Source organism: Crenothrix sp., from assembly GCF_043729335.1.
GTDB lineage: Bacteria > Pseudomonadota > Gammaproteobacteria > Methylococcales > Methylomonadaceae > Crenothrix.
The window spans coordinates 96547-122566 of sequence record NZ_JAYTLQ010000056.1 but is presented as its reverse complement, the minus strand read 5'-3'; the positions used below and the strand labels follow the sequence as shown (position 1 = coordinate 122566).

Here is a 26020-nt window from a genome sequence, read left to right as displayed (position 1 = left end):
TAAAATAATTCATGACCAAAAGGTTTGGAAGCGATATGTCCTACTCTTTTACCGAAAAAAAGCGTATTCGTAATAACTTTGGGAAAGGTACTGAAGTACTTGAAGTTCCCTATCTTCTAGCGACTCAAATTAATTCTTATGCTGACTTTTTACAGTCAGGCACTACGCCCGAAAAGCGTCTGGATAGTGGCTTGCATGCCGCATTTTCCAGTGTTTTTCCTATAGACAGCCATTCAGGTTATGCGGTACTGGAATATGTTAGATACCGCTTAGGTGAGCCTGTTTTTGATGTCAGAGAATGCCAGCAACGAGGTGCTACTTACGCCGCCCCTTTGCGGGTATTGGTTCGTTTAGTCATTTATGACAAGGATGCACCGGCGACTGCCAAAGTTGTTAAAGATATTCGAGAACAAGAAGTTTACATGGGTGAACTGCCATTAATGACCGATAATGGCACCTTTGTCATTAATGGTACAGAGCGCGTTATTGTGTCCCAGTTACATCGGTCACCGGGTGTGTTTTTTGATCATGATAAGGGAAAGACTCATTCGTCCGGAAAACTGCTCTTCAATGCCCGGGTTATTCCTTACCGAGGCTCTTGGCTAGATTTTGAATTCGATCACAAAGATTGTGTTTTTGTCCGTATAGATCGACGTAGAAAAATTCCGGCCACTATTTTGTTACGGGCGCTAGGTTACGACAATGAAGATATGATTAATATCTTCTTCGAAACCAATAAATTTGAATTGACCGCTAGTAACTGTCTTTTTCATATCATCCCCGAAAGAATGCGTGGTGAAATTGCCGCATTTGACATAAAACAAGATGGTCGGGTGTTGGTTGAAGAAGGTCGTAGAATTACCGCCAAGCATATTCGCGACATGAATAAGGCCGAATTAACAACGGTTGAAGTGCCAAAAGATTACCTGGTAGGTAAGATTTTGGGTCACAATCTCATTGATAAATCGACAGGAGAGTTGATTGCTAATGTTAATGATGAAATTACCCTTAGTGTAATCGACCGTTGTATCGAGAGCGGTGTTTCCAGTATTAACACGCTGTTCGTTAATGATCTGGATAATGGTCCTTATATGTCCAATGCTATGAAGCTGGATGTGACCTCTAATCCGTTGGAAGCATTGGTAGAAATTTATCGCATGATGCGTCCTGGTGAGCCACCGACCAAAGAATCTGCCGAGAATTTATTCCAAAATCTGTTCTTTACTGATGAGCGTTATGACTTGTCTGCTGTCGGTCGGATGAAATTCAATCGTCGTTTAGGCCGTCAAGAAGTTGTTGGCTCAGGTACTTTAACAAAAGATGACATTATTGATGTCTTGAAAGAGTTAATCAATATCCGCAATGGTAACGGCAATGTCGATGATATCGACCATTTAGGCAACAGACGGGTGCGTTCGGTTGGCGAAATGATAGAAAATCAATTCCGCGTCGGTTTGGTGAGAGTTGAGCGTGCTGTTAAAGAAAGATTAACGTTGGCCGATTCTGAAGGCTTGATGCCGCAAGAAATTATTAACGCCAAGCCAGTCTCGGCGGCAGTTAAAGAATTTTTCGGTTCCAGTCAGTTATCGCAGTTTATGGATCAGAACAATCCTTTATCACAAGTTACCCATAAACGTCGTGTATCTGCGTTAGGGCCTGGTGGTTTGGCAAGAGAGCGTGCCGGTTTTGAAGTACGCGACGTACATGCTACGCATTATGGCCGTGTTTGTCCTATTGAAACGCCGGAAGGCCCGAATATCGGTTTGATTAACTCACTGTCAGTTTATGCGCGTACCAATAATTACGGTTTTCTGGAAACACCTTACCGTAAAGTGATTGATGGTAAAGTTACTGATCAAGTCGATTATCTTTCCGCGATTGAAGAAGGTGAGTTTGTTATTGCGCAGGCCAGCGTGGCTGTTGATGCCAGCGGTAAGTTAGTCGATGGTTTGGTATCTTGTCGGCATAAAGACGAATTTACGCTGGCAATGTCAGATACCGTGCAATATATGGACGTGTCGTCCAAACAGATTGTTTCGGTTGCGGCTTCTATCATTCCGTTTTTGGAACATGATGATGCTAACCGCGCGTTAATGGGATCAAACATGCAGCGTCAGGCTGTGCCTACCTTAAGGGCTGAGAAGCCCTTAGTGGGAACCGGTATGGAAAGAACAGTCGCTAAAGATTCGGGCGTGACTGTGGTTGCTATACGGGGTGGTCGTATTGAGGTGGTTGACGCTGCGCGTATTGTGGTGCGTGTTAATGATACCGAAACCGAAACAGGTATGCCCGGTGTTGATATTTATAATCTTATTAAATACACCCGATCTAACCAAAATACCTGTATCAACCAAAAACCGTTGGTAAGGCCGGGTGATATCGTTAATGCTGGCGATATTATGGCAGATGGGCCGTCTACAGATATGGGTGAGTTGGCGCTAGGGCAAAACATGCTGGTCGCCTTTATGCCTTGGAATGGTTATAACTTCGAAGATTCTATTTTGGTGTCTGAACGTGTGGTTAAGGAAGATCGTTTTACCACTATTCATATAGAAGAAAAAACCTGTGTAGCGCGTGATACCAAACACAGCCCAGAAGAAATTACTGCTGATATCCCTAATGTTAGTGAAGAAGCCTTGGCTAAGCTGGATGAGTCGGGCATCGTTTATGTGGGCGCTGAAGTAAAAGGCGGTGATATTCTTGTCGGTAAAGTGACTCCAAAAGGAGAAACCCAGTTAACACCGGAAGAAAAACTATTGCGTGCTATTTTTGGTGAAAAGGCCGCAGATGTTAAAGATACTTCGTTACGTGTGCCTAGCAGCATTGAGGGTACCGTTATTGATGTACAAGTCTTTACCCGTGATGGTGTCAAAAAAGATAAGCGTGCACTCGACATCGAACATGAAGAGATCAAACGCTACCGTAAAGATTTAGATGATCAGCTTAAGATTTTGGAAGGGGATATTTTTGCCCGTGTTGCCAAGTTACTCATTGGTAAGGTTGCCTTGTCTGGGCCTTCGCAGTTGAAAGCAGGAACTAAAATTACCGATGCTTATTTGAAGGCTTTAAAGCATTCAGATTGGCTGAAAATCAAAATGGAAGAGGAAGATATTAATCTTCAGCTGGAAACTGTTGTCCTGCAAATTGAGCAGCAGCGGAAAAATTTTGATGAGAAGTTTGAGATTAAACGTAAAAAAATTACTATGGGTGATGATTTGCCGCCCGGCGTACTTAAAATGGTTAAAGTGTATCTGGCAGTTAAACGACGCATACAACCAGGCGATAAGATGGCTGGACGTCATGGTAATAAAGGTGTGATTTCAATGATCAGACCGATTGAAGACATGCCGTACACTGCTGATGGTAACCCGGTTGATATTGTTTTAAATCCGCTAGGTGTGCCTTCTCGAATGAACGTCGGCCAGGTACTGGAGACGCATTTGGGTTGGGCTGCAAAAGGTCTTGGCATTAAGATTGGTAAAATGCTGGAAACCCAGTACGATCAAGAAAAAGCCAAAGTGACTGCAATCAGAGATTATTTGGACAAGATCTATAACGGCAGTGGCCGAAAAGAAGATTTAGATTCATTTTCTGATCAAGAAATTTTGGAGATGGCGGCTAATCTGGTTGCTGGCGTACCTATGGCGACCCCGGTGTTCGATGGTGCTAGCGAAGATGAGATTCGTTCAATGTTACGCTTAGCCGAATTGCCAGAACATGGGCAAGTAACGCTTTATGATGGCCTAACAGGTGAGCCGTTTGAACGCGAAGTAACCGTCGGTTATATGTACATGTTGAAATTAAACCATTTAGTTGATGACAAAATGCACGCACGTTCCACAGGTCCTTACAGTCTGGTTACACAGCAGCCGCTCGGTGGTAAAGCGCAATTTGGTGGCCAACGTTTCGGAGAAATGGAAGTATGGGCGTTGGAAGCTTATGGCGCGGCATATACATTGCAAGAAATGTTGACGGTAAAATCCGATGATGTTACTGGCAGAACCCGCATGTACAAAAATATTGTTGATGGTGATCATAAAATGGAAGCCGGTATGCCGGAATCGTTTAACGTTTTGATTAAAGAAATCCGCTCATTGGCTGTCAATATTGAATTAGAACGGGAGTAGTTAGCATCTGTTTGTTCAAAAATTAATTGATAGCCAGTTCTGGGAACTGCCAGAAACTATTTAAAGAGGATAAGCCATTGAAAGATTTGATGAATTTTTTAAAGCGTCAAGGCCGTGCAGACGACTTTGACGGGATTTCTATTGGGTTGGTTTCACCGGATATGATTCGTTCCTGGTCGTATGGCGAAGTAAAAAAGCCAGAAACCATAAACTACCGTACCTTTAGGCCTGAACGTGACGGTTTGTTTTGTGCCAAAATTTTTGGCCCAGTCAGTGATTACGAGTGTTTATGCGGCAAATACAAGCGTCTGAAGCATCGCGGCGTTATTTGCGAAAAATGCGGTGTTGAAGTCACACTGTCAAAGGTGCGTCGTGAACGCATGGGCCATATTGATTTGGCCAGTCCGGTTGCGCATATTTGGTTTTTAAAATCGCTGCCATCCAGAATTGCTTTATTGCTCGATATGACACTGCGAGAAATTGAGCGCGTGTTGTATTTTGAATCTTTTGTGGTTTTAGATTCTGGCATGACGCCTTTGGATAAAGGTCAGTTGCTGACTGATGATGAATATCTTGATGCGATAGAGCAGTATGGTGATGATTTTGTCGCCAAAATGGGTGCCGAAGCGATTTATGATCTACTTCGTGCTATCGATTTGAAGGCTCAGGTTGGTGTGCTGCGTGAAGAAATTGATTCGACCAATTCAGAAACAAAAATCAAGAAATACGCCAAGCGGCTTAAAGTGCTTGAGGCTTTGTTAAGCTCCAAGAACCGTCCAGAATGGATGATTTTGAAAGTATTACCGGTTTTGCCACCTGAGTTACGCCCTTTGGTACCTTTGGATGGCGGTCGCTTTGCAACCTCTGATTTGAATGATTTGTACCGTCGTGTTATTAACCGCAACAATCGTCTAAACCGCTTATTAGATTTGAGTGCGCCAGATATTATTGTCCGCAATGAAAAACGCATGTTGCAGGAATCTGTCGATGCCTTATTAGATAATGGTCGTCGTGGACGCGCTATTACTGGCACCAATAGACGACCCTTAAAATCTTTGGCCGATATGATCAAAGGTAAGCAAGGGCGTTTCCGTCAAAATTTGTTAGGTAAACGTGTTGATTACTCAGGGCGTTCCGTTATCGTGGTGGGGCCAACTTTAAGGCTGCATCAGTGTGGTTTGCCGAAGAAAATGGCTTTGGAATTATTCAAGCCCTTTATTTTTAGCAAATTGCAATTTCGAGGTCTTGCCACCACCATTAAAGCGGCCAAAAAAATGGTCGAAAGAGAAGGTGCTGAGGTTTGGGATATTCTCGAAGAAGTTATTCGTGAGCATCCTATTCTACTCAACCGCGCCCCCACTTTGCACAGATTAGGTATTCAGGCATTTGAGCCTATCTTAATTGAAGGTAAGGCGATACAACTACATCCTTTAGTGTGTAGTGCGTTCAATGCTGACTTTGACGGCGATCAGATGGCGGTACATATTCCGTTGTCGATTGAAGCACAGTTAGAAGCCAGAACTTTGATGATGGCAACTAATAATATTTTGTCGCCTGCTAACGGCGAACCGGTTATTAATCCGTCTCAGGACGTGGTTTTGGGGCTTTATTATATTAGCCGCGAAAAAATAAATGCTAGAGGTGACGGTAGTATCTTTGTTGATGTGGGCGAAGTGCATAAAGCGCTGGAATGTAAAATGGTTGAACTGCAATCAAAAATCCAGTTGCGCGTTACTGAAAAAATAACTGACGAAAATGGCACACAAACAGAAAAAACCCATCGTGTAACCACCACTGTGGGCCGTGCTTTAATTTGGGAAGTCGTGCCCGATCGCATGCCTTATGAGTTGGTTAATTGTGATATGACCAAAAAGAATATATCGCGCTTAATCAATTACAGTTACCGTTACTTAGGCAATAAAGACACGGTGGTGCTGGCAGATCAGCTGATGTATCTAGGCTTTCGTTATGCGACGATTTCTGGTGTGTCATTTGGTATTGAAGATATGGCAATACCGGCTAAAAAAGCCGATATTATTGCTGCTGCGGATATGGAAGTTAACGAAATTCAGAGCCAGTATGCCTCAGGCTTGGTAACCGATGGCGAGCGCTACAATAAGGTTGTCGATATTTGGTCTCATGCGAATGATCAGGTTGCTAAGGTGATGATGGATGGTTTGGGTGAAGAATCGGTTATTGATGCCAATGGCAATACGGTAAAACAAAAATCATTCAACTCCATCTTTATGATGGCTGAATCTGGGGCTCGTGGATCAGCAGCGCAGATTCGTCAGTTGGCTGGTATGCGTGGTTTGATGGCCAAGCCGGATGGCTCGATTATTGAAACACCTATCACTGCGAACTTTAGAGAAGGTCTCGACGTTTTACAGTACTTTATTTCTACACATGGTGCGCGTAAAGGTCTTGCTGATACTGCTCTGAAAACGGCTAACTCCGGTTATTTGACGCGCCGATTAGTGGATGTGGCACAAGATTTAGTGATTACCGGTACGGATTGCGGTACGGCAAATGGCCTGATTATGGTACCCATCATCGAAGGTGGTGATGTTGTTGAGCCATTGTCTGAGCGTGTATTAGGTCGGGTTACTGTGCATGATGTCATGGATGGCTCCGGTAAAAATGTGGTTGTACCTTTGGGTACTTTGTTGGATGAGCATTGGGTTTCTGTGCTTGAAGAGCACAGTATTGATCAGGTTGTGGTACGTTCAATCATCACCTGTGAAAATCGCCACGGCGTTTGTGCGTCTTGCTATGGTCGTGATTTGGGTCGTGGCCATTTGGTTAATATTGGTGAAGCTGTTGGTGTTATTGCCGCACAGTCTATCGGTGAGCCAGGTACGCAGTTGACTATGCGGACTTTCCATATCGGTGGGGCGGCATCAAGATCTGCCGCTATCAGTAATGTTCAGGTGAAATCATCCGGCACAGTGCGCTTGAACAACTTAAAATCTGTGCAGAACCGAGAAGGTAATTTGGTTGCTGTTTCAAGATCGGGCGAAGTCGGTGTTGTAGATGACTACGGCCGTGAAAGAGAGCGGTATAAGATTCCTTACGGTGCAGTGCTATCGGTACAGGAAGGCAGTAAAGTGAGCGCTGGTGATATTATTGTTACCTGGGATCCGCATACACATCCAGTTATTACTGAAGTTGATGGTGTTGTGGAACTCAAAGATTTCTTAGACGGCGTTACCGTACAAAAACAAAATGATGAAGTTACCGGTTTAAGTTCTTTGGTAGTGACTGACCCCAAGCAGCGTGGCAGCGTTGGTAGAGAGTTGCGCCCTATGGTTAAGCTTCTGGATAAGGAAGGTAATACTATTTATTTACCGGGCACAGAAATTCCAGCGCAATACTTTTTGCCTGCCGGTGCTATCGCAGGTATCAAAGATGGTGGCGAAGTAAAGGTAGGGGACGTTTTAGCCAGAATTCCTCAAGAATCCAGTAAGACCAGGGATATCACAGGTGGTTTACCTCGGGTTGCCGACTTATTCGAAGCACGAAAAACAAAAGACCCTGCTATATTGGCTGAAACCAGCGGTACAGTCTCATTTGGTAAGGAAACAAAAGGCAAGCAACGGGTAATTATCACCGATGCGGCAGGTGAGAATATTGAGACTTTGATCCCGAAATGGCGTCATATTACTGTTTTCGAAGGAGAGTATGTCGAAAAAGGTGAGACTATCGCTGAGGGTGAGTTAACGCCACATGATATTCTCAGATTAAGAGGTGTTGAGGAGTTGGCTAACTATTTGGTCAAGGAGATTCAGGACGTTTATCGTTTGCAGGGTGTAAAAATTAACGATAAGCATATCGAAGCGATTATTCGCCAGATGTTGAGGAAGGTTGAAATTACCGCTTCTGGTGATACTTCATTCCTGAAAGGTGAGCAGGTGGAGCGCGCGCAAATGCGCGAGGAAAATGACCGAGTTGAGCGTGAGGGGAAAATTCCAGCGAGCTATGAATCAGTGTTGCTTGGCATCACTAAGGCCTCATTGGCGACCGAATCTTTTATTTCTGCGGCATCTTTCCAAGAAACGACGCGCGTATTAACAGATGCTGCTGTACGTGGCTTAAGTGATAGCTTACAGGGATTGAAAGAAAACGTGATTGTGGGTCGACTCATTCCTGCAGGCACGGGTTTGGCTTATCATGAAGGTAGAAAAAATCGACTACTTCAAAGTCAGGCAATTGATCACGAGGTTGCTAGTGTTGTAGATTCAGGTGATGTTGAAGAGGCCTTGAAGCAGGCTTTAAATATTTAGGCCAGTAACGGTTGTATAAAAATGACAGTTTACCCATGCTTGTTTTTACAAATAAGTTTCGAGTAAGGTTAATTGAAAGGGTGTTATGCGTTGTGAAGAGCACTAATAACCGCCCATTTTTGGGGTTAAGTCGTTTTTTCTAAAAATTCAACTTGACCTGAAAAAAATAAAGAAGTAATATGTCCAGCTCACATTAGCTAACGTTCTTAAGCCGAGTCTGGGTTCGTCTGGTCATCGACAATTGTAGCGATAAGCAATTGTTGTAATTGGTTGATAGTTAAATTTATATTCGGAGTAAAAAGAAATATGGCCACGATTAACCAGTTGGTTCGTAAGCCACGTGCTAAGAAAATAGAAAAAAGCAATGTCCCTGCTTTAGAGGCTTGTCCTCAGCGCAGAGGCGTTTGTACCCGTGTTTATACTACGACACCCAAAAAACCAAATTCTGCATTGCGCAAAGTAGCAAGAGTTAGATTGACTAACGGCGCTGAAGTAAGTAGTTACATTGGTGGCGAAGGGCATAATCTTCAGGAGCATTCCGTGGTTTTGATCCGGGGTGGTCGTGTTAAGGATTTGCCTGGTGTTCGATATCACGTTGTTCGTGGTAGTTTGGATGCTTCTGGAGTGAATAACAGGAAGTGTGGTCGCTCTAAGTATGGAACAAAACAGCCTAAGGGCAAGTAGTCGGTTGGTGAAAAATGTCTAGAAGAAGAGTCGCTACAAAAAGAGAAATTATTCCAGATCCTAGATTTGGCAGCGTTATGCTGACTAAATTTATGAATATGATCATGGAAAGCGGTAAAAAATCAGTTGCTGAAGGTATCGTTTATGGTGCTTTGGATTTTATTGAAAGCAAGGGTCATGCAGAGCCTTTAGAGGTTTTGTCCAAGGCATTGGAAAATGTTCAGCCGCGTGTTGAGGTTAAGTCTCGCCGTGTCGGTGGTGCTACCTATCAGGTGCCTGTTGAAGTGCGTCCGTCAAGACGAATGGCTTTGGCAATGCGCTGGTTGATTGATGCCTCTAGAAAAAGAAACGAAAGAACCATGGCGGCTAAGTTGGCTGGTGAAATGATGGATGCTTTTGATAGCAGAGGTTCTGCTGCCAAAAAGCGGGAAGATACGCATAGAATGGCTGAGGCTAATAAGGCGTTTTCTCATTATCGTTGGTAAGTGTTTTAAAGCAAGAATTTCTGTAACTCTCTTGTGCGTAAGACTCCTGTAAATCGTTATCGTAATATTGGCATCATGGCTCATATTGATGCGGGTAAGACGACGACGACAGAAAGAATACTTTACTATACGGGTGTTTCGCACAAGATGGGTGAAGTTCATGATGGTGCTGCCACTATGGATTGGATGGCGCAAGAGCAGGAGCGTGGTATTACCATAACTTCTGCTGCAACAACATGTTTTTGGAGCGGTTCTGCTGGCCAATACGAACAGCATCGCATCAATATTATCGATACCCCAGGGCACGTTGATTTTACGATTGAAGTAGAGCGCTCGTTGCGGATTTTAGATGGTGCATGTGTGGTTTTTTGTGCTGTCGGTGGTGTAGAGCCTCAGTCGGAAACTGTTTGGCGTCAAGCTGACAAATATGGCGTTCCTCGTTTGGTTTTTATCAATAAAATGGATCGTGTCGGTGCTGATTTTTTGCGAGTAATCGACCAGATCGGTGCTCGTTTAGTTGCGCATCCTGTGGTGATGCAGTTGCCGATAGGCGCTGAAGACAGTTTTGAAGGCGTGATTGATCTTGTCAATATGCGTGCTATTTATTGGGATGATGCCAGTAATGGCATGGTGTTTGAAGAAAGAGATGTTCCGATCTCAATGCTAGCATTATGCGAAAAATGGCGCGATCGTATTGTTGAAGCGGCAGCAGAAGCAAATGAAATATTGATGGAAAAATACTTGGAAGAAGGTATTTTGACAGTTAATGAGATTAAAGAAGGTATTCGGTCTCGAACAATAGCGAATGAAATTGTTCCGGCTTTGTGTGGCTCCGCCTTTAAAAACAAAGGTGTTCAGGCGATGCTGGATGCCATCATAGAATACATGCCTGCTCCGATTGATGTGGCCGCTATTAAAGGCGTTGAAGAAGATGAGGTGACAGAAGCGTGTCGACCTGCTTCGGATAGTGAGCCATTTGCAGCTTTGGCATTTAAAATTGCTGCCGATCCTTTTGTGGGTATGTTGACATTTTTTAGGGTTTATTCGGGTGTTTTGAGTTCCGGTGACAGCGTTTATAACCCGACTAAGAAGAAAAAAGAGCGTATTGGTCGTATTGTTCAGATGCATGCCAATAGTCGCGAAGAAGTTAAAGAAGTCTATGCCGGTGATATAGCGGCAGCGATTGGCCTTAAAGATGTGAGCACGGGTGAGACTCTGTGCGATCTTAAGGACGTTATTATTTTAGAGCGAATGGATTTTCCTGATCCTGTTATTTCGGTCGCAGTGGAGCCTAAAACCAAAGGCGATCAGGATAAAATGACAGTTGCGCTCGCTAAATTAGCGCAGGAAGATCCGTCATTTAGGGTGCATACGGATGCTGAGTCGGGTCAGATTATTATTTCAGGGATGGGTGAGTTGCATCTTGAAATTATAGTTGATCGCATGAAAAGGGAATTTAGCGTACAAGCAAATGTTGGTGCACCGCAAGTGGCTTACAGGGAAACGATTCGGGATAAAGTTGAGCAAGAAAGCAAGTTTATTAGGCAATCCGGTGGTCGTGGTCAATATGGCCATGTTTGGTTACGGATTGAGCCCAAAGAGCTGGGTACAGGATACGAGTTTGTCAGCGAAATTGTTGGCGCTGTTGTCCCTAAGGAATATATTCCAGCAGTTGATAATGGCATACAAGAACAGCTAAAAAGCGGCGTTCTTGCGGGTTATCCGGTGTTGGACGTAAAAGTGACTTTGTTTGATGGTTCTTATCATGATGTTGATTCGAACGAGATGGCTTTTAAAATTGCAGGTTCTTTGGCGTTTCGAGAGGGCGTAAGAAATGCAAGGCCCGTTTTGTTAGAGCCCATTATGAAAGTGGAAATTACCACCCCTGAAGACTATATGGGGGATGTGGTGGGGGACATTAACCGCCGACGCGGTGTCATTCAAAGCATGAATGATATTCCATCAGGTAAGGCAATTGGCTGCGAGGTGCCGTTAGCAGAGATGTTTGGTTATGCAACAGATCTGCGTTCGGTGACACAAGGTAGAGCTACTTACAGTATGCAGTTTGAAAAATACAATGAAACGCCCACGCATATTGCGGAAGCAATCATAAAAAAATCTTCATAACATTGAATGTAACATAAAGGTATTGACTCATGGCTAAAGAAAAATTTTCACGTAGTAAGCCACATGTAAACGTAGGCACAATTGGCCACGTCGATCACGGTAAAACTACTTTAACAGCAGCTTTAACATCGGTAATGGCGAAATTGCACGGTGGCGCTGTTAAAGCATTTGATCAGATTGATAATGCACCTGAAGAACGTGCGCGTGGTATTACGATTGCGACCTCCCACGTGGAATATGAGTCAACAGCCCGTCATTATGCTCATGTTGATTGCCCAGGCCATGCTGATTATGTTAAAAACATGATTACTGGTGCGGCGCAAATGGACGGCGCTATTTTGGTTTGTTCAGCGGCAGATGGCCCAATGCCACAAACCCGTGAACATATTTTGTTATCCAGACAGGTTGGCGTCCCGTTCATTGTGGTTTATTTGAACAAAGCTGATTTGGTAGACGATGCTGAATTGCTTGAATTGGTTGAAATGGAATTAAGAGAGTTGCTGGATAAATATGAATTTCCTGGCGACGATACACCAATTATTACTGGTTCAGCCAGAATGGCTTTAGATGAGGCTACGAGCGGCGCAACACCAACAGATATGGGCTTTAATTCTGTCGTTAAGTTAGTAGAGGCGTTAGATACTTATATTCCGATGCCAGAAAGGGCGGTGGATTTGGCATTTTTGATGCCAGTTGAAGATGTATTCTCTATTTCAGGTCGTGGTACTGTTGTTACCGGTCGTATTGAGCGTGGCATTATCAAAGTCGGCCAAGAGATTGAAATTGTTGGTATTAGGCCCACAGTGACAACAACAGTTACTGGTGTGGAAATGTTCCGTAAGCTGCTTGATCAAGGTGAGGCTGGCGATAACGTTGGCTTGTTGCTAAGAGGCACCAAGCGCGATGACGTTGAGCGTGGTCAAGTACTAGCGAAATCAAAAAGTATTAAGCCGCATGCCAAGTTTAATTCTGAAATTTACGTGTTATCTAAAGATGAAGGCGGTCGTCATACGCCGTTTTTTGATGGCTACCGTCCGCAGTTCTATTTTAGAACCACTGACGTAACCGGTGCTGTAAAACTCCCTGAAGGCGTAGAAATGGTGATGCCCGGTGATAACGTTTCCGTTGTAATCACTCTGATTTCACCGATTGCTATGGAAGAAGGTCTGCGTTTTGCCATTCGTGAAGGTGGTCGAACAGTCGGTGCTGGTGTTGTGGCATCAATAGTCGAGTAAAAAATATGTCTAATCAAACTATCAGAATCCGATTGAAATCATTTGACCATAAATTGATTGACCAGTCGGCTGGTGAGATAGTAGAAACAGCAAGAAGAACCGGCGCACAAGTTAAAGGCCCGATTCCTTTGCCTACTAAAAAAGAGCGTTTTACCATATTAATCTCACCGCACGTCGACAAAGATGCGCGAGATCAATATGAGTTGAGAACATACAAGAGGTTGTTGGATATTGTTGAGCCAACAGAAAAAACCGTTGATGCATTAATGAAGTTGGATCTTGCAGCCGGTGTTGATGTTCAAATTAAGTTGAATTAAGTTTAGGGGAATTGGCAAATGTCAATAGGTCTTATTGGTCGCAAGTGCGGGATGACTAGAGTTTTTTGTGAAGATGGGTCGTCTGTACCGGTGACTGTTCTTAGTATTGATTCGAACCGAGTGGTTCAAGTCAAGACTGTAGAGGTGGATGGCTATCGTTCCATTCAAGTTGCTGCGGGCGATAAAAAGTCTTCACACGTGAATAAAGCAATGGCAGGCCACTATGCGGCAGCCAATGTTACTGCTGGACGCGGGTTGTGGGAATTTAGACTTGAAGCAAACGAAGGGTTGGAGTTGACGCTGGGCTCTGAGTTGTCTTTAGATGTCTTTACTGCGGGTCAGGCTATTGATGCGCAAGGTAGAAGTATCGGTAAGGGTTTTGCTGGTGGTGTAAAGCGGCATAACTTTAGTATGCAGGATGCGACCCATGGTAATTCACGGTCACACAGAGTGTTGGGTTCGATCGGTATGAACCAAACACCCGGTCGTGTTTTCAAAGGTAAGAAAATGGAAGGCCACATGGGAGCACGCAAGACAACAGTTCAAAATTTGACGATTCATTCGATTGATACATCAAGAAACTTGATATTAGTCAAGGGAGCTGTTCCCGGTGCTAAAGGTGGTGATGTTATCATCACACCAGCAATGAAAATGCGGAATAAAGGTTAAGATATGAGTTTGCAAGTTCCTGCTTTAGGTGTGAACGATTCTGTTAAAAGTTTAGAAGTGACTGAAGCTGTTTTTGGTCAGCCATTCAATGAAACTTTGGTTCATCAGTTAATTGTTAAATACATGGCAAATGCTCGTGCGGGCACCAAAGCGCAGAAAACTCGCTCTGATGTTAGCGGCGGTGGCACTAAGCCTTGGCGTCAAAAAGGCACAGGCCGGGCGCGTGCAGGTACTACGCGCAGTCCTATCTGGCGGACTGGTGGTGTTGTTTTTGCGGCACGACCGAGAAGCTATGATCAAAAACTGAATAAGAAAATGTTTAGATCAGCTATTCGTTCAATTTTGTCTGAATTGCTTAGACAGAATCGTTTGGTAGTAAGTGGCGACATTTCTGTCGAATCGCCTAAAACCAAGCTTTTGATTGAAAAGCTAAAATCCGTGGATGCCAAAAGAGTATTGCTGGTGGTTGAAAGCGTTGATGTAAACTTGGCTTTAGCCGCACGTAATATTCCTTATGTGGAGGTCATTGAAGCGGCGAATTTGAATCCGGTAATGTTGATTTCGTCTGACAAGGTGATTGTCACTCCCGGCGCATTGAAGCAAGTTCAGGAGAGTTTGTCGTGAGTATAAATCAGTTCCATTTAGCCGGCGTACTGGAAGCACCTCTTATATCAGAGAAAAGTACGTTTGTTGGTGAAAAATGCAATACATTTGTTTTTAAAGTTAAGAAATCTGCCAGTAAAAAAGATGTTAAAGGTGCAGTAGAGCTGATGTTTAAGGTTGAAGTTGAATCAGTTCAAGTTTTAAACGTTAAAGGTAAGCAGAAGAAATTTGGTCGTTCAATGGGTCGTAGGTCTGATTGGAAGAAGGCTTATGTTAAACTTAAGCCTGGTCACGACATAGAGTTCTCTGCTGCTTGATTTATTTAGTGAAAGATCAATAGGAAACGGTAGAAAGCATGGCGATCGTAAAGTCAAAACCGACATCACCAGGATCTCGGTTTGTAATCCGCATCAAAAATGATGAGTTGCATAAAGGTAAGCCTTATGCGCCATTATTGAGCAAAAAGAGCAAAACTGGTGGCCGGAACAACAAAGGGCGTATTACTACACGCCACATTGGTGGCGGACATAAGCAGCACTACCGTATTGTTGATTTTAAAAGAAATAAAACAGACATTCCGGCTGTGGTAGAGCGTTTAGAGTATGATCCAAATAGAACAGCTAATATTGCGCTGGTCTTATTTAAAGACGGTGAGCGTAGATATATTATCGCGCCTAAAGGTCTTGTGGTGGGTCAAGAAATTATTTCTTCCGACAATGTGCCTGTTAAGACAGGTAACTGCATGCCTTTACGTAATATCCCAATGGGTACGACAGTGCATTGTGTTGAGTTGAAGCCTGGTAAAGGCGCTCAAATTGCAAGAAGCGCAGGCACTTCAGTGCAGTTGGTTGCAAGAGATGGAGCGCATGCTACCATCAGATTGCGTTCGGGAGAGATGCGTAAAGTCATGGCCGATTGTAAAGCGGTTATAGGTGAAGTGTCTAACTCAGAGCACAATTTAGCTTCGCTCGGCAAGGCTGGCGCATCTAGATGGCGTGGAGTGAGGCCAACCGTTCGTGGTGTAGTTATGAATCCTGTTGACCATCCTCATGGTGGTGGTGAAGGTCGTACTTCGGGTGGTAGACATCCGGTATCGCCTTGGGGTATGCCAACCAAAGGCTATAAAACAAGAAAAAACAAACGCACTGATAATATGATCGTCAGACGTCGTAAACAGAAGTAGAGAGGACACAAATGCCGCGTTCAATTAAAAAAGGTCCTTTTATTGACCATCATCTTCTAAAAAAAGTAGAAGATGCTGTTGCCAGTAATAATAGGAAACCGATTAAAACATGGTCAAGAAGATCGATGATAGTGCCAGATATGTTGGGATTAACCATTGCTGTTCATAATGGTAAATTGCATATTCCAGTGTTAGTTTCTGAGAATATGGTTGGGCATAAGTTAGGTGAATTTTCTCCTACTCGCACATACAAAGGCCATGTGGCTGACAAGAAATCAAGGTAGAATGCGATGGAAATTTCAGCAAAATTAAAAAATGCCCCGATGTCAGCGCAAAAAGCACGTTTGGTGGGTGATCAAATTCGTGGACTATCTGTTGAAAAGGCACTTAACCTTTTGAAGTTTAGTTCTAAAGACGCTGCAGTGGTTATTAAAAAGGTTTTAGAATCTGCCATTGCAAATGCTGAGCACAATGAAAGTGCTGATATTGATGAATTGAAAATTTCAACCGTCTTTGTCGATGAGGGTGCTACCATGAAGCGATTTAAAGCGCGAGCTAAAGGCCGTGCTAATCATATTCTAAAAAGAACCTGTCATATCACAATTAAAGTTGCAGCATCCGAGTAGAGGCGAAAATGGGTCAGAAAGTACATCCAATAGGCATACGCCTTGGTATTGTCAAGGATTGGAATTCAAGATGGTATGCGGACAGTCAGAATTATTCGGTGTTTTTACATCAAGATTTGACAGTTAGAGAGTTCATTAGAAAGAAATTAGCGCACGCTTCTGTGAGCCGGATTCAAATTAATCGGGCAGCAAATAACGCTAATATCACTATTCATACCGCGCGTCCAGGTATTGTCATCGGTAAGAAAGGTGAAGACATTGATGTGTTAAGACAGGCTATATCAAAAATGATAGGCGTGCCTGTACAATTGAATGTTGAAGAAATCAGAAAGCCGGAATTAGACGCATTATTGGTAGCAGAAGGCGTAGCCCAACAACTTGAAAAAAGAGTAATGTATCGCCGTGCCATGAAGCGTGCGGTCACTAACTCCATGCGTTTAGGCGCAGAAGGTATCAAGATTAACGTCGGTGGGCGTTTGAACGGTGCCGAAATTGCCAGAAGTGAGTGGTATCGCGAAGGCCGAGTGCCATTGCATACATTAAGAGCGGATATCGATTACGCCACTGCCGAAGCTAATACCACTTATGGTATTATCGGTGTGAAAGTATGGATATTCAAAGGTGAGGTGTTTGATATGGAATCACATATCGCCTCAATTAATGCCGACACCAAGAAATAGTTGAAGGAAAAGAGACATGCTTCAACCTAAAAGAACAAAATTTCGTAAGCAGCATAAAGGCCGTAATAATGGTATCGCTGTTCGCGGCTCATCGGTAAGCTTTGGCGAATACGGGCTAAAATCAGTCAGCCGCGGCAGACTTACCGCAAGACAAATTGAATCTGCTCGCCGAACCATTACTCGCCATGTTAAGCGCGGCGGTAAACTTTGGATCAGGATTTTCCCCGACAAGCCTATTACCAAAAAACCTTTGGAAGTACGTATGGGTAAAGGAAAAGGTAGTGTAGAATACTGGGTTGCCCAAGTGCGGCCTGGAACTATGCTCTATGAGATTCAAGGTGTTTCTGAAGAGATGGCTCGTGAAGCTTTTGCCTTGGCAGCAGCCAAATTACCCTTAAAGACTCTTTTTACCGCCCGGACGATAATGTGATGAAAGCAAGTGAACTACGTCAGAAATCAAAAGACGAGTTAGGGGCTATGATGCTCGAATTATCTCGTGAGCGTTTCAATCTTAGAATGCAAAAAGGTACCGGCCAGCTTTCCAAGCCTGATCAAGTAAAGAAGGTCAGACGGAACGTTGCACGTATCCAAACACTATTGAAAGAAATGGCGAGCGCATAATATGAGCGAAGATAACTCTCAAAACACGGCTGGACTGAGAACTATTTCAGGTCGGGTTGTTAGCAACAAAATGGACAAAACGATTACGGTACTGGTAGAGCGTGTTGTAAAACACCCTGTCTACGGAAAGTATATTAAGCGTTCAACAAAAATTATGGCGCATGATGATTTGAATGTGTGTCAAGAAGGTGATGTAGTAGCGATTACATCATGTAGACCCATGTCTAAGAACAAAACTTTTAAGTTGGTTCAAGTCTTAGAGAGCGCTAGAAAATAGCATAACAGTTTTTCAGTATTTAAAGAATGCAGGAATAAATCATGATTCAGATGCAAACTAACCTTGACGTTGCTGACAACAGCGGCGCAAAAAAGGTCATGTGTATCAAAGTATTAGGTGGTTCGCATAGGCGCTATGCGGGCATCGGCGACATTATCAAAGTCAGCATTAAAGACGCGATTCCGCGTGGCAGAGTCAAAAAAGGCGAAGTTTACAATGCTTTGGTTGTGAGAACAGCTAAGGGTGTACGTAGATCAGATGGTTCCGTTATTCGTTTTGATGGCAATGCGGCGGTTATCCTTAATAACAATTTGCAGCCATTAGGTACGCGTATATTTGGCCCTGTCACCCGTGAGCTCAGAGGCGAGAAATTTATGAAAATTATCTCGTTAGCTCCTGAAGTTTTATAAGTGGGGAACTAGGTAATGCAAAAAATAAAAAAAGGCGATGATGTTGTGGTTCGTACCGGAAAGGATAAAGGTAAGAGCGGCAGAGTAGTCAAGATTTTAAAAAATGATACGGTACTGGTTGAAGGGATTAACCAGGTTAAGAAAAGTCAGAAACCGAATCCAAATGCAAATATCGAAGGCGGTATTGTTGTTAAAGACATGCCGATTAATATTTCCAATATAGGTCTTTATAATCCCGCAATAAAAAAAGCAGATCGTGTCGGTTTCAGATTTCTGGACGATGGAAAAAAAGTCAGATATTTCAAGTCAACGAATGACCTTGTCGACGTGTAGGGTGTAGAGAATAATGGCTAGACTAGAAACCGTATATAAAGAAACCGTACTGCCTTCCTTAATGGAACAGTTTTCCTACAAATCAGTAATGCAAGCGCCTAGGCTCACTAAGATAACTCTGAATATGGGTGTTGGTGGCGCGGTAGCAGATAAAAAAGTGCTGCAATCTGCGCTTAGCGATATGGAAAAAATTGCAGGTCAAAAGCCTGTTATCACTTTGGCAAGAAAGTCGATTGCTGGATTTAAAATTCGCGATGATATGCCTATTGGCTGTAAAGTAACTTTACGCAGTGATAGAATGTATGAGTTTTTAGATCGCTTAATCAGTATTGCTATTCCGCGTATTCGTGATTTTAGAGGTTTAAGCTCTAAAAGTTTCGATGGACGCGGCAATTACTCAATGGGCGTCAAAGAACAAATTATATTTCCTGAAATTGATTACGATAAAATAGATGCTTTGCGTGGTATGGATATCACTATTACGACGACAGCACAAACCAACGAAGAAGGTTTGGCGTTGTTAAAGCTCTTTAATTTTCCACTTAAAAGCTAAAGGGCACGTCACATGGCAAAGAAATCGATGATTGCGCGTGAAACCAAGCGTAAAAAATTAGTAAAAAAATACGATGTTAAGCGTAAATCTCTGAAGGAAACTATCAGAGATCCAAATAGTAGCTTTGAGGATAAAGAAACAGCTCATCTACAACTCCAAAAATTACCGAGAGATTCGAGTGTTACACGAGTTCGTAACCGCTGTAATTTAACAGGTCGACCACATGGATATTATCGTAAATTTGGTCTTAGCCGAAATAAACTCAGAGAGGCAACTATGCGGGGTGATGTACCCGGTGTAGTTAAGGCAAGTTGGTAATCTGTTGGATCAAGTTTGGAGATAGTGAAAAATGAGCATGACAGACCCTATTGCAGATATGTTAACCCGGATAAGAAACGGTCAGTCTGCAGGTAAAAAAAATGTAAAACAGCCCTCGTCAAAATTAAAAGTGTCGATTGCGAAGGTACTTAAAGAAGAAGGTTATATTGCAGATTTCAGTACGGAAACTACCGGTAGTCATACTGAGATGGTCATTGATCTGAAATATTATAAAGGCCGACCCGTAATAGAAAACATTAAAAGAATAAGTAGACCAGGTTTGCGTATTTACAAATCAAAAGATGAGTTACCTAAAGTGCTTGGTGGATTGGGTATCGCTATTGTATCAACCTCGAATGGTGTGATGACTGACCGAGCTGCGCGTGCTATTGGGCATGGCGGTGAAGTTATTTGTACTGTTTGTTAACGTAGGCTAGATTTATGTCAAGAATTGCGAAAGCCCCTGTCACTATTCCTAGCGGAGTGGAGATAAAAATAGAGGGCAACAACATGACTGTAAAAGGGAGCAAGGGGCAATTGTCCCATACCTTAAATTCTGCCATAAGCGTTAATATAGTTGATAACGTATTATCGGTAGTGTGGGATAAAAATGATAAAGCGGCTACAGCCCAAGCAGGTACTGCCAGAGCTATCGTTAATAACTTAGTATCAGGTGTGTCGGTAGGTTTTGAAAAGAAATTAGCGCTTGTGGGTGTGGGTTACAGAGCGCAAGCCAAAGAAAATATCCTCAGCTTGTCACTTGGATTTTCACATCCAGTTGATTTTGAAGTGCCAGCTGGCATCACTGTTGAAACACCTACCCAAACGGATATTATTATTCGAGGCAGCGATAAACAACAGGTAGGCCAAGTTGCAGCAAAAATCAGAGCTTATCGTCCACCAGAGCCTTATAAAGGTAAGGGTGTCAGATATGCTGATGAGACTGTGGTTAGAAAAGAAGCTAAGAAGAAGTAGGATAGCATAATGGATAAGAAACAATCTCGTATGAAACGTGCCTTGAAGCTGCGTTGCAAAATTAAAAGCTTAAATGCTGTGCGCTTGTCGATTCACAAGACTTCGCAACATATTTATGCGCAAGTTATCAGTGGCGATGGCACAACAACATTAGCCAGTGCATCGACCACACAGACACAGATTAAAGCTGGTTTAAAAAATACTAATAATATAGAAGCTGCGACTGAAGTGGGTAAGTGGATTGCTAAGAATGCTATCTCAGCCGGTGTGAGTGAAGTGGCATTTGATCGATCAGGATTTAAATATCACGGTCGTGTCAAAGCATTAGCTGATGCTGCCCGTGAAGCTGGTTTGAAATTTTAGGAGATAATAATGGCCACAGCACCTGCTCAAGGTAGCACTGACGGTTTACAAGAAAAATTGGTTAATGTTAGGCGCGTTGCCAAAGTTGTTAAAGGTGGTCGCGTATTTGGTTTTACTGCACTAACTGTTGTTGGTGATGGCCAAGGACGTGTTGGTTACGGTGTGAGTAAAGCCCGCGAAGTACCTATAGCAATTCAAAAATCTTTGGAGCAAGCGCGTAAAAACATGCGCAAAGTGTCTCTAAAAGGCGATACTCTACAGTATTCCATTATGAATACGACAGGTGCAGCAAAGGTTTATATGCAGCCCGCTTCAGAAGGTACCGGGATTATTGCCGGTGGGGCGATGCGAGCGGTATTTGAAGTAGTCGGTGTACATAATGTTTTAGCCAAGTGTATTGGTACTAGCAATCCAATTAACGTTGTGAGAGCAACGATTAATGGCCTTACTGGCATGCATAATGCCAACCAAATTGCGGCTAAGCGTGGCTTAACCGTTGAACAGATTATTGGGTAATCTAAGATGGTCAGCACCACATTGAATGTCACTATGACGAAAAGTAAGTTTGGACGCTTGCCTCGCCACCGAGCCTGCTTGGTCGGGTTAGGATTGCGTAAGATTAACCAAACAGTTCAAATTATTGATACCCCAGAAAATCGGGGTATGATAAATAAAGTAGCATATATGCTAAAAGTCGAGGAAGTGTAAATGTATTTAAATACTATCCAGGCAGCAGAAGGTTCTCGCAAAAAGTCTAGAAGAGTTGGCCGTGGTATTGGTTGTACTATGGGTAAAACTTGTGGGCGTGGCCACAAAGGTCAGAAAGCACGTTCAGGTGGTTTTCACAAAGTAGGTTTCGAAGGTGGTCAAATGCCGTTGCAACGTCGGTTGCCAAAAGTTGGCTTTACTTCTAAATCAAGTATGTATTCCGCTGAAGTTAGATTACATGAGCTAAATGAATTGGGTACTGAAGTCATCGACCTTAAAGTTTTGATTGCTGCTAATATTGTTCCCGCTTTTACAAAAAAAGCGAAGATAATCCAATCCGGTTTGTTAAATAAAGCGGTTGTCATTAAGGGCATTGCAGTAACAATTGGTGCGAAAGCATCTATTGAAGCTGCTGGCGGCAAAATAGAGGCTTAATAAGGTGAGTACTCCGAGAACACAAGCGGCAGGAAAAGGCGATGGACTCTCTGAGCTGAAAGCAAGATTGTTTTTTGTTCTGGGAGGATTAATTGTTTTAAGAATAGGTGGGCATATCCCTGTTCCTGGAATAGATCCAAAAGCCCTTGCGCTCATGTTTGAGCAGCAGAGCGGTTCTATTTTAGATATGTTTAATATGTTCTCTGGTGGTGCTTTGCAGCGACTTAGTATTTTTGCTTTGGGTATTATGCCTTATATATCAGCATCTATTATCATGCAATTGATGACTGTTGTTATACCTGCTATGGAGCAAATGAAAAAAGAAGGGGCTTCGGGTAATCGTAAGATATCGCAATATACGCGTTATGGAACGGTTCTTTTAGCTACTTTTCAGGCTATCGGTATTTCTCTTGCTTTGCAAAGTCAATCAGCGGGTGGTCTTTCAGTCGTCATGAATCCGGGTGTCGGTTTTATCGTCATTACAACGATTACTCTCGTTACGGGCACTGTTTTTTTGATGTGGTTAGGTGAGCAGATGACGGAAAGAGGTATTGGTAATGGTATCTCTATGATAATTTTTGCAGGTATTGTTTCTGGTTTACCAAAAGCGATAGGCGGAACTTTGGATTTAGCACGCACTGGTGAGATGAACGGTGCTTTTATTCTGTTATTGTTTTTATTATCTTTGTCAGTTACTGCTCTGGTTGTCTTTGTAGAGCGAGGCCAGCGCAGAATTTTGATAAATTATCCAAAAAGACAGCAAGGTGGAAAAACCTACGGTGGTCAAAGTAGTTTTTTGCCTTTAAAGCTAAATATGGCAGGTGTTATACCGCCAATTTTTGCTTCCAGTATTATTTTATTTCCGGCAACGATTGCTGGATGGTTTGGAAATGCTGAAGGTTTTACTTGGTTGCAAGATGTGGCTACCATGCTATCTCCAGGCCAGCCGGTTTACGTGATTTTTTATGCAGCTGCGATTATTTTCTTTTGTTTTTTCTATACTGCTGTGCAGTTTAATTCAAAAGAAACAGCGGAAAATCTAAAGAAATCGGGTGCTTTTTTGCCGGGTATAAGACCTGGTTTGCAGACCAGTGCTTATATAGATAAAGTGATGACGCGTCTTACGTTGATAGGTGCTTTTTATATTACCTTAGTATGCTTATTGCCAGAGTTTTTAATAGTCTATTGGAATGTGCCTTTTTATTTTGGCGGCACGTCTTTGCTGATTATCGTAGTCGTCGTAATGGATTTTATTTCTCAGATGCAAACGCATGTTATGTCTCAGAAATATGAAGGTTTGATGAAAAAAGCAAATCTTAAAAAATAATTTTAATTAAGATAATATGCACAAGTGCAGGAGATTGCTGTGAAAGTACGTGCTTCCGTTAAAAAGATTTGTAGAAATTGCAAAATTGTAAAAAGACATGGTGTTGTTAGGGTTATCTGTGAAGATGGTCGCCATAAACAACGGCAAGGTTAGGATTTGTTGCGTCATAATTGTTGCAATGCTATAATTAGACGCTTAACTTTAGAGTATTGGTCGGGGGAGTATCTAGATGGCACGTATTGCCGGGATAAATATACCAGATCATAAACATGCAGTCATCGCTTTGACTGCTATTTATGGTATTGGTCGTCAAACTGCAAGTGAAATTTGTGTTGAGGTTGGAATTCAGCCTTCGGTGAAAATAAAAGAGCTGAACGAAGAGCAATTGGAAACTATTCGTGCCGTCATTGGGAAAATGACAGTCGAAGGTGATTTGCGTCGTGAGGTCTCTATGAATATCAAACGGTTGATGGATCTCGGTTGCTATCGTGGCATCAGACATCGCAGAGGCTTGCCACTCCGAGGCCAAAGAACCAGAACCAATGCGCGTACCCGTAAAGGCCCTCGTAAACCCATCAGAAAATAAGTTTTCTTAAGAGATAAATGTAATGGCAAGTCCAAATAATCGTGCTAGAAAGCGCGTAAAAAAAGAGGTGGCTGACGGTATCGTTCATGTTCATGCGTCTTTTAATAACACCATCATTACTATCACCGACAGAAAAGGTAATGCTCTATCTTGGGCAACGTCAGGTGGTTCGGGTTTTAGAGGTTCGCGTAAAAGTACTCCTTTTGCAGCGCAGGTTGCCGCAGAGAAAGCGGGGACGGTTGCTTTGGAATTTGGTATGAAAAATCTGGATGTTATGATCAAAGGCCCAGGTCCTGGTCGTGAATCAGCAGTGCGTTCTTTGAACAATCTGGGATTCAAAATTAATAACATTGTAGATGTGACACCTATTCCACACAATGGATGTCGCCCACCTAAAAAGCGCCGCGTATAGTAATTTTGGAGTAGTCACATGGCAAGATATCTTGGACCCACTTGTAAGCTGAGTCGTAGAGAAGGAACTGATCTGTTTTTAAAAAGCAGAGGCAAGTCCCTAGAAAACAAATGTAAGTTAGAACAAAGACCAGGTCAGCACGGTGCTAAGCGTACCCGTAGTTCTGATTATGCTATGCAGTTAAGAGCAAAACAAAGACTGCGTAGAATTTACGGTATTTTGGAAAAACAATTTAGAAATTATTACAAAACTGCCGATATGAAGAAAGGCGCGACCGGTGAGAACCTGTTGAACCTTCTTGAATCCAGATTAGATAACGTGGTTTATCGTATGGGTTTTGCGTGTACACGCGCTGAAGCGCGTCAGTTGGTTAGCCATAAATCAATTCAGGTAAATGGTTCATTAATTAATGTGCCGTCTTATCAAGTTGCTCCTGGCGATGCTATTGCAATTAGAGAAAAAGCCAAAAAGCAACAAAGAATTGTTGATGCTTTGACGGTCGCTGATCAGTATGGTTTCCCTGCTTGGGTTGAAGTCGATACAAAAGCAATGTCAGGTAAGTTTAGTTCTTTGCCTGATCGTGTTGATCTGGGCAGCGATATTAATGAACAGTTGGTTGTGGAACTATACTCCAAGTAATCTTGTAGTTTTGAGGAATATAAATGCAGAGTTCTATTTCTGGCTTATTAAAGCCTCGATTAGTTGAAGTTGTCAGTAAAACGCCTAATCATTCCAGAATTGTGATAGAACCTCTTGAGCGCGGTTTCGGGCATTCCTTGGGAAATGCCTTGAGACGTGTGTTACTGTCAACCATTCCCGGTTGTGCAGTTACTGATGTTGAGATAGAAGGCGTTCTTCATGAGTACACTACGATAGAAGGTGTTCAGGAGGATGTAGTTGATATTTTATTAAATCTAAAAAAGTTGGCTGTTATTCTCCACTCAAGAGATGAGGTGGAATTAACTTTGTCGAAAAATGGCGCCGGTAGTGTCACAGCGGCTGATATTAGTCTGCCACATGATGTTGAGATTATTAACCCCGACTTGGTGTTAGCTAATTTAACCCAGGCAGGCATATTGAATATGAAAATTCGTGTGCGTCGTGGCAGAGGTTATGAGCCTGTAAGTGCACGTAAGGCAAGTTCTGAGCAAGGGAATGTGGTTGGTGCATTACAGCTGGATGCCGCATATAGCCCAGTTATAAAGGTAGCCTATCAAGTTGAAAGTACTCGTGTTGAGCAACGAACTAATTTGGATAAGCTTATTATTGAGCTTGAAACTAACGGTACTGTTGATCCAGAGCAAACAATTAAATTAGCGGCTACCATCCTTCATGAACAGTTGTCGGTATTTGTTGATTTCGAAAAAGTTGATACACAACCAGTACTTGAAGTCGGTGTAGAGGCAGAGCCCTTTGAGCCTGTTCTACTAAGACCCGTTGATGATCTTGAGTTAACAGTGAGATCGGCCAATTGCTTGAAGGCAGAAAATATTTTCTATATTGGTGATTTGATTCAGCGTACTGAAGTTGAATTGCTGAAAACGCCGAATTTAGGTAAAAAATCATTAACAGAGATAAAAGATATTCTTGCTTTGAAAGGATTGTCATTGGGTATGCGTTTGGAAAACTGGCCGCCTGATAATCTCGCCGATCAAAATCACACAATTACACACTGACATTAGG

33 protein-coding genes are annotated in these 26020 nt (G+C 42.8%); all 33 read left to right on the top strand.

Annotated features, from left to right (window positions below):
* Positions 1-35: 35 nt before the first annotated feature.
* Positions 36-4127 carry a DNA-directed RNA polymerase subunit beta gene (rpoB, locus tag ACHZC4_RS13275; protein ID WP_394754341.1) on the top strand — a complete coding sequence of 1364 codons (4092 nt, stop codon included), beginning with the start codon at positions 36-38 and terminating at the stop codon, positions 4125-4127.
* A 77-nt stretch (positions 4128-4204) separates the two neighbouring features.
* Positions 4205-8410 carry a DNA-directed RNA polymerase subunit beta' gene (rpoC, locus tag ACHZC4_RS13270; protein WP_394754340.1) on the top strand — a complete coding sequence of 1402 codons (4206 nt, stop codon included), beginning with the start codon at positions 4205-4207 and terminating at the stop codon, positions 8408-8410.
* Between the two features lie 306 nt (positions 8411-8716).
* Positions 8717-9094: a 30S ribosomal protein S12 gene (gene rpsL, locus ACHZC4_RS13265; RefSeq protein ID WP_394754339.1), complete on the top strand. Its 378-nt coding sequence runs from the start codon at positions 8717-8719 to the stop codon at positions 9092-9094.
* A gap of 14 nt (positions 9095-9108) precedes the next feature.
* A complete protein-coding gene (gene rpsG, locus ACHZC4_RS13260) occupies positions 9109-9579 on the top strand; it encodes a 30S ribosomal protein S7 (RefSeq protein ID WP_394754338.1) in 471 nt (156 codons plus the stop codon).
* A gap of 33 nt (positions 9580-9612) precedes the next feature.
* On the top strand, positions 9613-11706 hold the full coding sequence (fusA, locus tag ACHZC4_RS13255; RefSeq protein WP_394754337.1) for an elongation factor G: 2094 nt from the start codon (positions 9613-9615) through the stop codon (positions 11704-11706).
* Between the two features lie 29 nt (positions 11707-11735).
* Positions 11736-12941 (top strand): elongation factor Tu, encoded by a 1206-nt coding sequence (gene tuf, locus ACHZC4_RS13250; RefSeq protein ID WP_394754336.1) that lies wholly within the window; start codon positions 11736-11738, stop codon positions 12939-12941.
* Between the two features lie 5 nt (positions 12942-12946).
* Complete coding sequence (gene rpsJ, locus ACHZC4_RS13245) at positions 12947-13258, top strand: 30S ribosomal protein S10 (protein WP_087148175.1); 312 nt, start codon at positions 12947-12949, stop codon at positions 13256-13258.
* 18 nt (positions 13259-13276) lie between these two features.
* Entirely contained in the window at positions 13277-13927 is a 651-nt protein-coding gene (gene rplC, locus ACHZC4_RS13240) for a 50S ribosomal protein L3 (RefSeq protein WP_394754335.1), read from the top strand.
* 3 nt (positions 13928-13930) lie between these two features.
* The gene (gene rplD, locus ACHZC4_RS13235; protein WP_394754334.1) at positions 13931-14551 is read left to right on the top strand and encodes a 50S ribosomal protein L4; all 621 of its coding nucleotides are present in this window, start codon (positions 13931-13933) and stop codon (positions 14549-14551) included.
* 2 nt (positions 14552-14553) lie between these two features.
* The gene (gene rplW / locus ACHZC4_RS13230; RefSeq protein WP_394754368.1) at positions 14554-14847 is read left to right on the top strand and encodes a 50S ribosomal protein L23; all 294 of its coding nucleotides are present in this window, start codon (positions 14554-14556) and stop codon (positions 14845-14847) included.
* 38 nt (positions 14848-14885) lie between these two features.
* Entirely contained in the window at positions 14886-15713 is an 828-nt protein-coding gene (gene rplB, locus ACHZC4_RS13225; protein ID WP_394754333.1) for a 50S ribosomal protein L2, read from the top strand.
* An 11-nt stretch (positions 15714-15724) separates the two neighbouring features.
* The gene (rpsS, locus tag ACHZC4_RS13220; protein ID WP_394754332.1) at positions 15725-15997 is read left to right on the top strand and encodes a 30S ribosomal protein S19; all 273 of its coding nucleotides are present in this window, start codon (positions 15725-15727) and stop codon (positions 15995-15997) included.
* A 6-nt stretch (positions 15998-16003) separates the two neighbouring features.
* Positions 16004-16339: a 50S ribosomal protein L22 gene (rplV, locus tag ACHZC4_RS13215; protein WP_394754331.1), complete on the top strand. Its 336-nt coding sequence runs from the start codon at positions 16004-16006 to the stop codon at positions 16337-16339.
* Between the two features lie 8 nt (positions 16340-16347).
* Positions 16348-17019 (top strand): 30S ribosomal protein S3, encoded by a 672-nt coding sequence (gene rpsC / locus ACHZC4_RS13210; RefSeq protein ID WP_087145277.1) that lies wholly within the window; start codon positions 16348-16350, stop codon positions 17017-17019.
* 16 nt (positions 17020-17035) lie between these two features.
* Positions 17036-17449 (top strand): 50S ribosomal protein L16, encoded by a 414-nt coding sequence (gene rplP, locus ACHZC4_RS13205; protein WP_087145278.1) that lies wholly within the window; start codon positions 17036-17038, stop codon positions 17447-17449.
* Complete coding sequence (gene rpmC / locus ACHZC4_RS13200) at positions 17449-17640, top strand: 50S ribosomal protein L29 (RefSeq protein WP_394754329.1); 192 nt, start codon at positions 17449-17451, stop codon at positions 17638-17640. Before rplP ends, rpmC begins: the two co-directional genes overlap by 1 nt.
* Before the next feature lies 1 nt (position 17641).
* A complete protein-coding gene (gene rpsQ, locus ACHZC4_RS13195; RefSeq protein ID WP_394754328.1) occupies positions 17642-17917 on the top strand; it encodes a 30S ribosomal protein S17 in 276 nt (91 codons plus the stop codon).
* A gap of 41 nt (positions 17918-17958) precedes the next feature.
* Positions 17959-18327 carry a 50S ribosomal protein L14 gene (gene rplN, locus ACHZC4_RS13190; protein ID WP_087145281.1) on the top strand — a complete coding sequence of 123 codons (369 nt, stop codon included), beginning with the start codon at positions 17959-17961 and terminating at the stop codon, positions 18325-18327.
* Positions 18328-18342: 15 nt separating this feature from the next.
* On the top strand, positions 18343-18660 hold the full coding sequence (gene rplX, locus ACHZC4_RS13185; protein ID WP_394754327.1) for a 50S ribosomal protein L24: 318 nt from the start codon (positions 18343-18345) through the stop codon (positions 18658-18660).
* Between the two features lie 13 nt (positions 18661-18673).
* Complete coding sequence (gene rplE / locus ACHZC4_RS13180; RefSeq protein WP_394754326.1) at positions 18674-19213, top strand: 50S ribosomal protein L5; 540 nt, start codon at positions 18674-18676, stop codon at positions 19211-19213.
* Positions 19214-19225: 12 nt separating this feature from the next.
* Positions 19226-19531 (top strand): 30S ribosomal protein S14, encoded by a 306-nt coding sequence (gene rpsN / locus ACHZC4_RS13175; RefSeq protein ID WP_087146720.1) that lies wholly within the window; start codon positions 19226-19228, stop codon positions 19529-19531.
* 31 nt (positions 19532-19562) lie between these two features.
* Positions 19563-19958, top strand: coding sequence for a 30S ribosomal protein S8 (gene rpsH / locus ACHZC4_RS13170; RefSeq protein ID WP_394754325.1), 396 nt, complete (start codon positions 19563-19565; stop codon positions 19956-19958).
* A 14-nt stretch (positions 19959-19972) separates the two neighbouring features.
* Positions 19973-20506 carry a 50S ribosomal protein L6 gene (gene rplF / locus ACHZC4_RS13165; protein ID WP_394754324.1) on the top strand — a complete coding sequence of 178 codons (534 nt, stop codon included), beginning with the start codon at positions 19973-19975 and terminating at the stop codon, positions 20504-20506.
* A 9-nt stretch (positions 20507-20515) separates the two neighbouring features.
* Positions 20516-20869 carry a 50S ribosomal protein L18 gene (gene rplR, locus ACHZC4_RS13160; RefSeq protein WP_394754323.1) on the top strand — a complete coding sequence of 118 codons (354 nt, stop codon included), beginning with the start codon at positions 20516-20518 and terminating at the stop codon, positions 20867-20869.
* A 9-nt stretch (positions 20870-20878) separates the two neighbouring features.
* The gene (gene rpsE / locus ACHZC4_RS13155) at positions 20879-21385 is read left to right on the top strand and encodes a 30S ribosomal protein S5 (RefSeq protein ID WP_087145288.1); all 507 of its coding nucleotides are present in this window, start codon (positions 20879-20881) and stop codon (positions 21383-21385) included.
* 6 nt (positions 21386-21391) lie between these two features.
* The gene (gene rpmD / locus ACHZC4_RS13150) at positions 21392-21577 is read left to right on the top strand and encodes a 50S ribosomal protein L30 (RefSeq protein ID WP_394754322.1); all 186 of its coding nucleotides are present in this window, start codon (positions 21392-21394) and stop codon (positions 21575-21577) included.
* Positions 21578-22012: a 50S ribosomal protein L15 gene (rplO, locus tag ACHZC4_RS13145; RefSeq protein ID WP_394754321.1), complete on the top strand. Its 435-nt coding sequence runs from the start codon at positions 21578-21580 to the stop codon at positions 22010-22012.
* A 4-nt stretch (positions 22013-22016) separates the two neighbouring features.
* On the top strand, positions 22017-23339 hold the full coding sequence (secY, locus tag ACHZC4_RS13140) for a preprotein translocase subunit SecY (protein ID WP_394754320.1): 1323 nt from the start codon (positions 22017-22019) through the stop codon (positions 23337-23339).
* Positions 23340-23378: 39 nt separating this feature from the next.
* The gene (gene rpmJ, locus ACHZC4_RS13135; RefSeq protein ID WP_087146713.1) at positions 23379-23492 is read left to right on the top strand and encodes a 50S ribosomal protein L36; all 114 of its coding nucleotides are present in this window, start codon (positions 23379-23381) and stop codon (positions 23490-23492) included.
* Between the two features lie 76 nt (positions 23493-23568).
* Entirely contained in the window at positions 23569-23925 is a 357-nt protein-coding gene (gene rpsM / locus ACHZC4_RS13130) for a 30S ribosomal protein S13 (protein WP_394754319.1), read from the top strand.
* A 22-nt stretch (positions 23926-23947) separates the two neighbouring features.
* On the top strand, positions 23948-24337 hold the full coding sequence (rpsK, locus tag ACHZC4_RS13125; RefSeq protein ID WP_087145294.1) for a 30S ribosomal protein S11: 390 nt from the start codon (positions 23948-23950) through the stop codon (positions 24335-24337).
* Positions 24338-24355: 18 nt separating this feature from the next.
* A complete protein-coding gene (gene rpsD / locus ACHZC4_RS13120; protein WP_394754318.1) occupies positions 24356-24976 on the top strand; it encodes a 30S ribosomal protein S4 in 621 nt (206 codons plus the stop codon).
* A gap of 23 nt (positions 24977-24999) precedes the next feature.
* Positions 25000-26013 carry a DNA-directed RNA polymerase subunit alpha gene (locus ACHZC4_RS13115; RefSeq protein WP_394754317.1) on the top strand — a complete coding sequence of 338 codons (1014 nt, stop codon included), beginning with the start codon at positions 25000-25002 and terminating at the stop codon, positions 26011-26013.
* Positions 26014-26020: the final 7 nt, after the last annotated feature.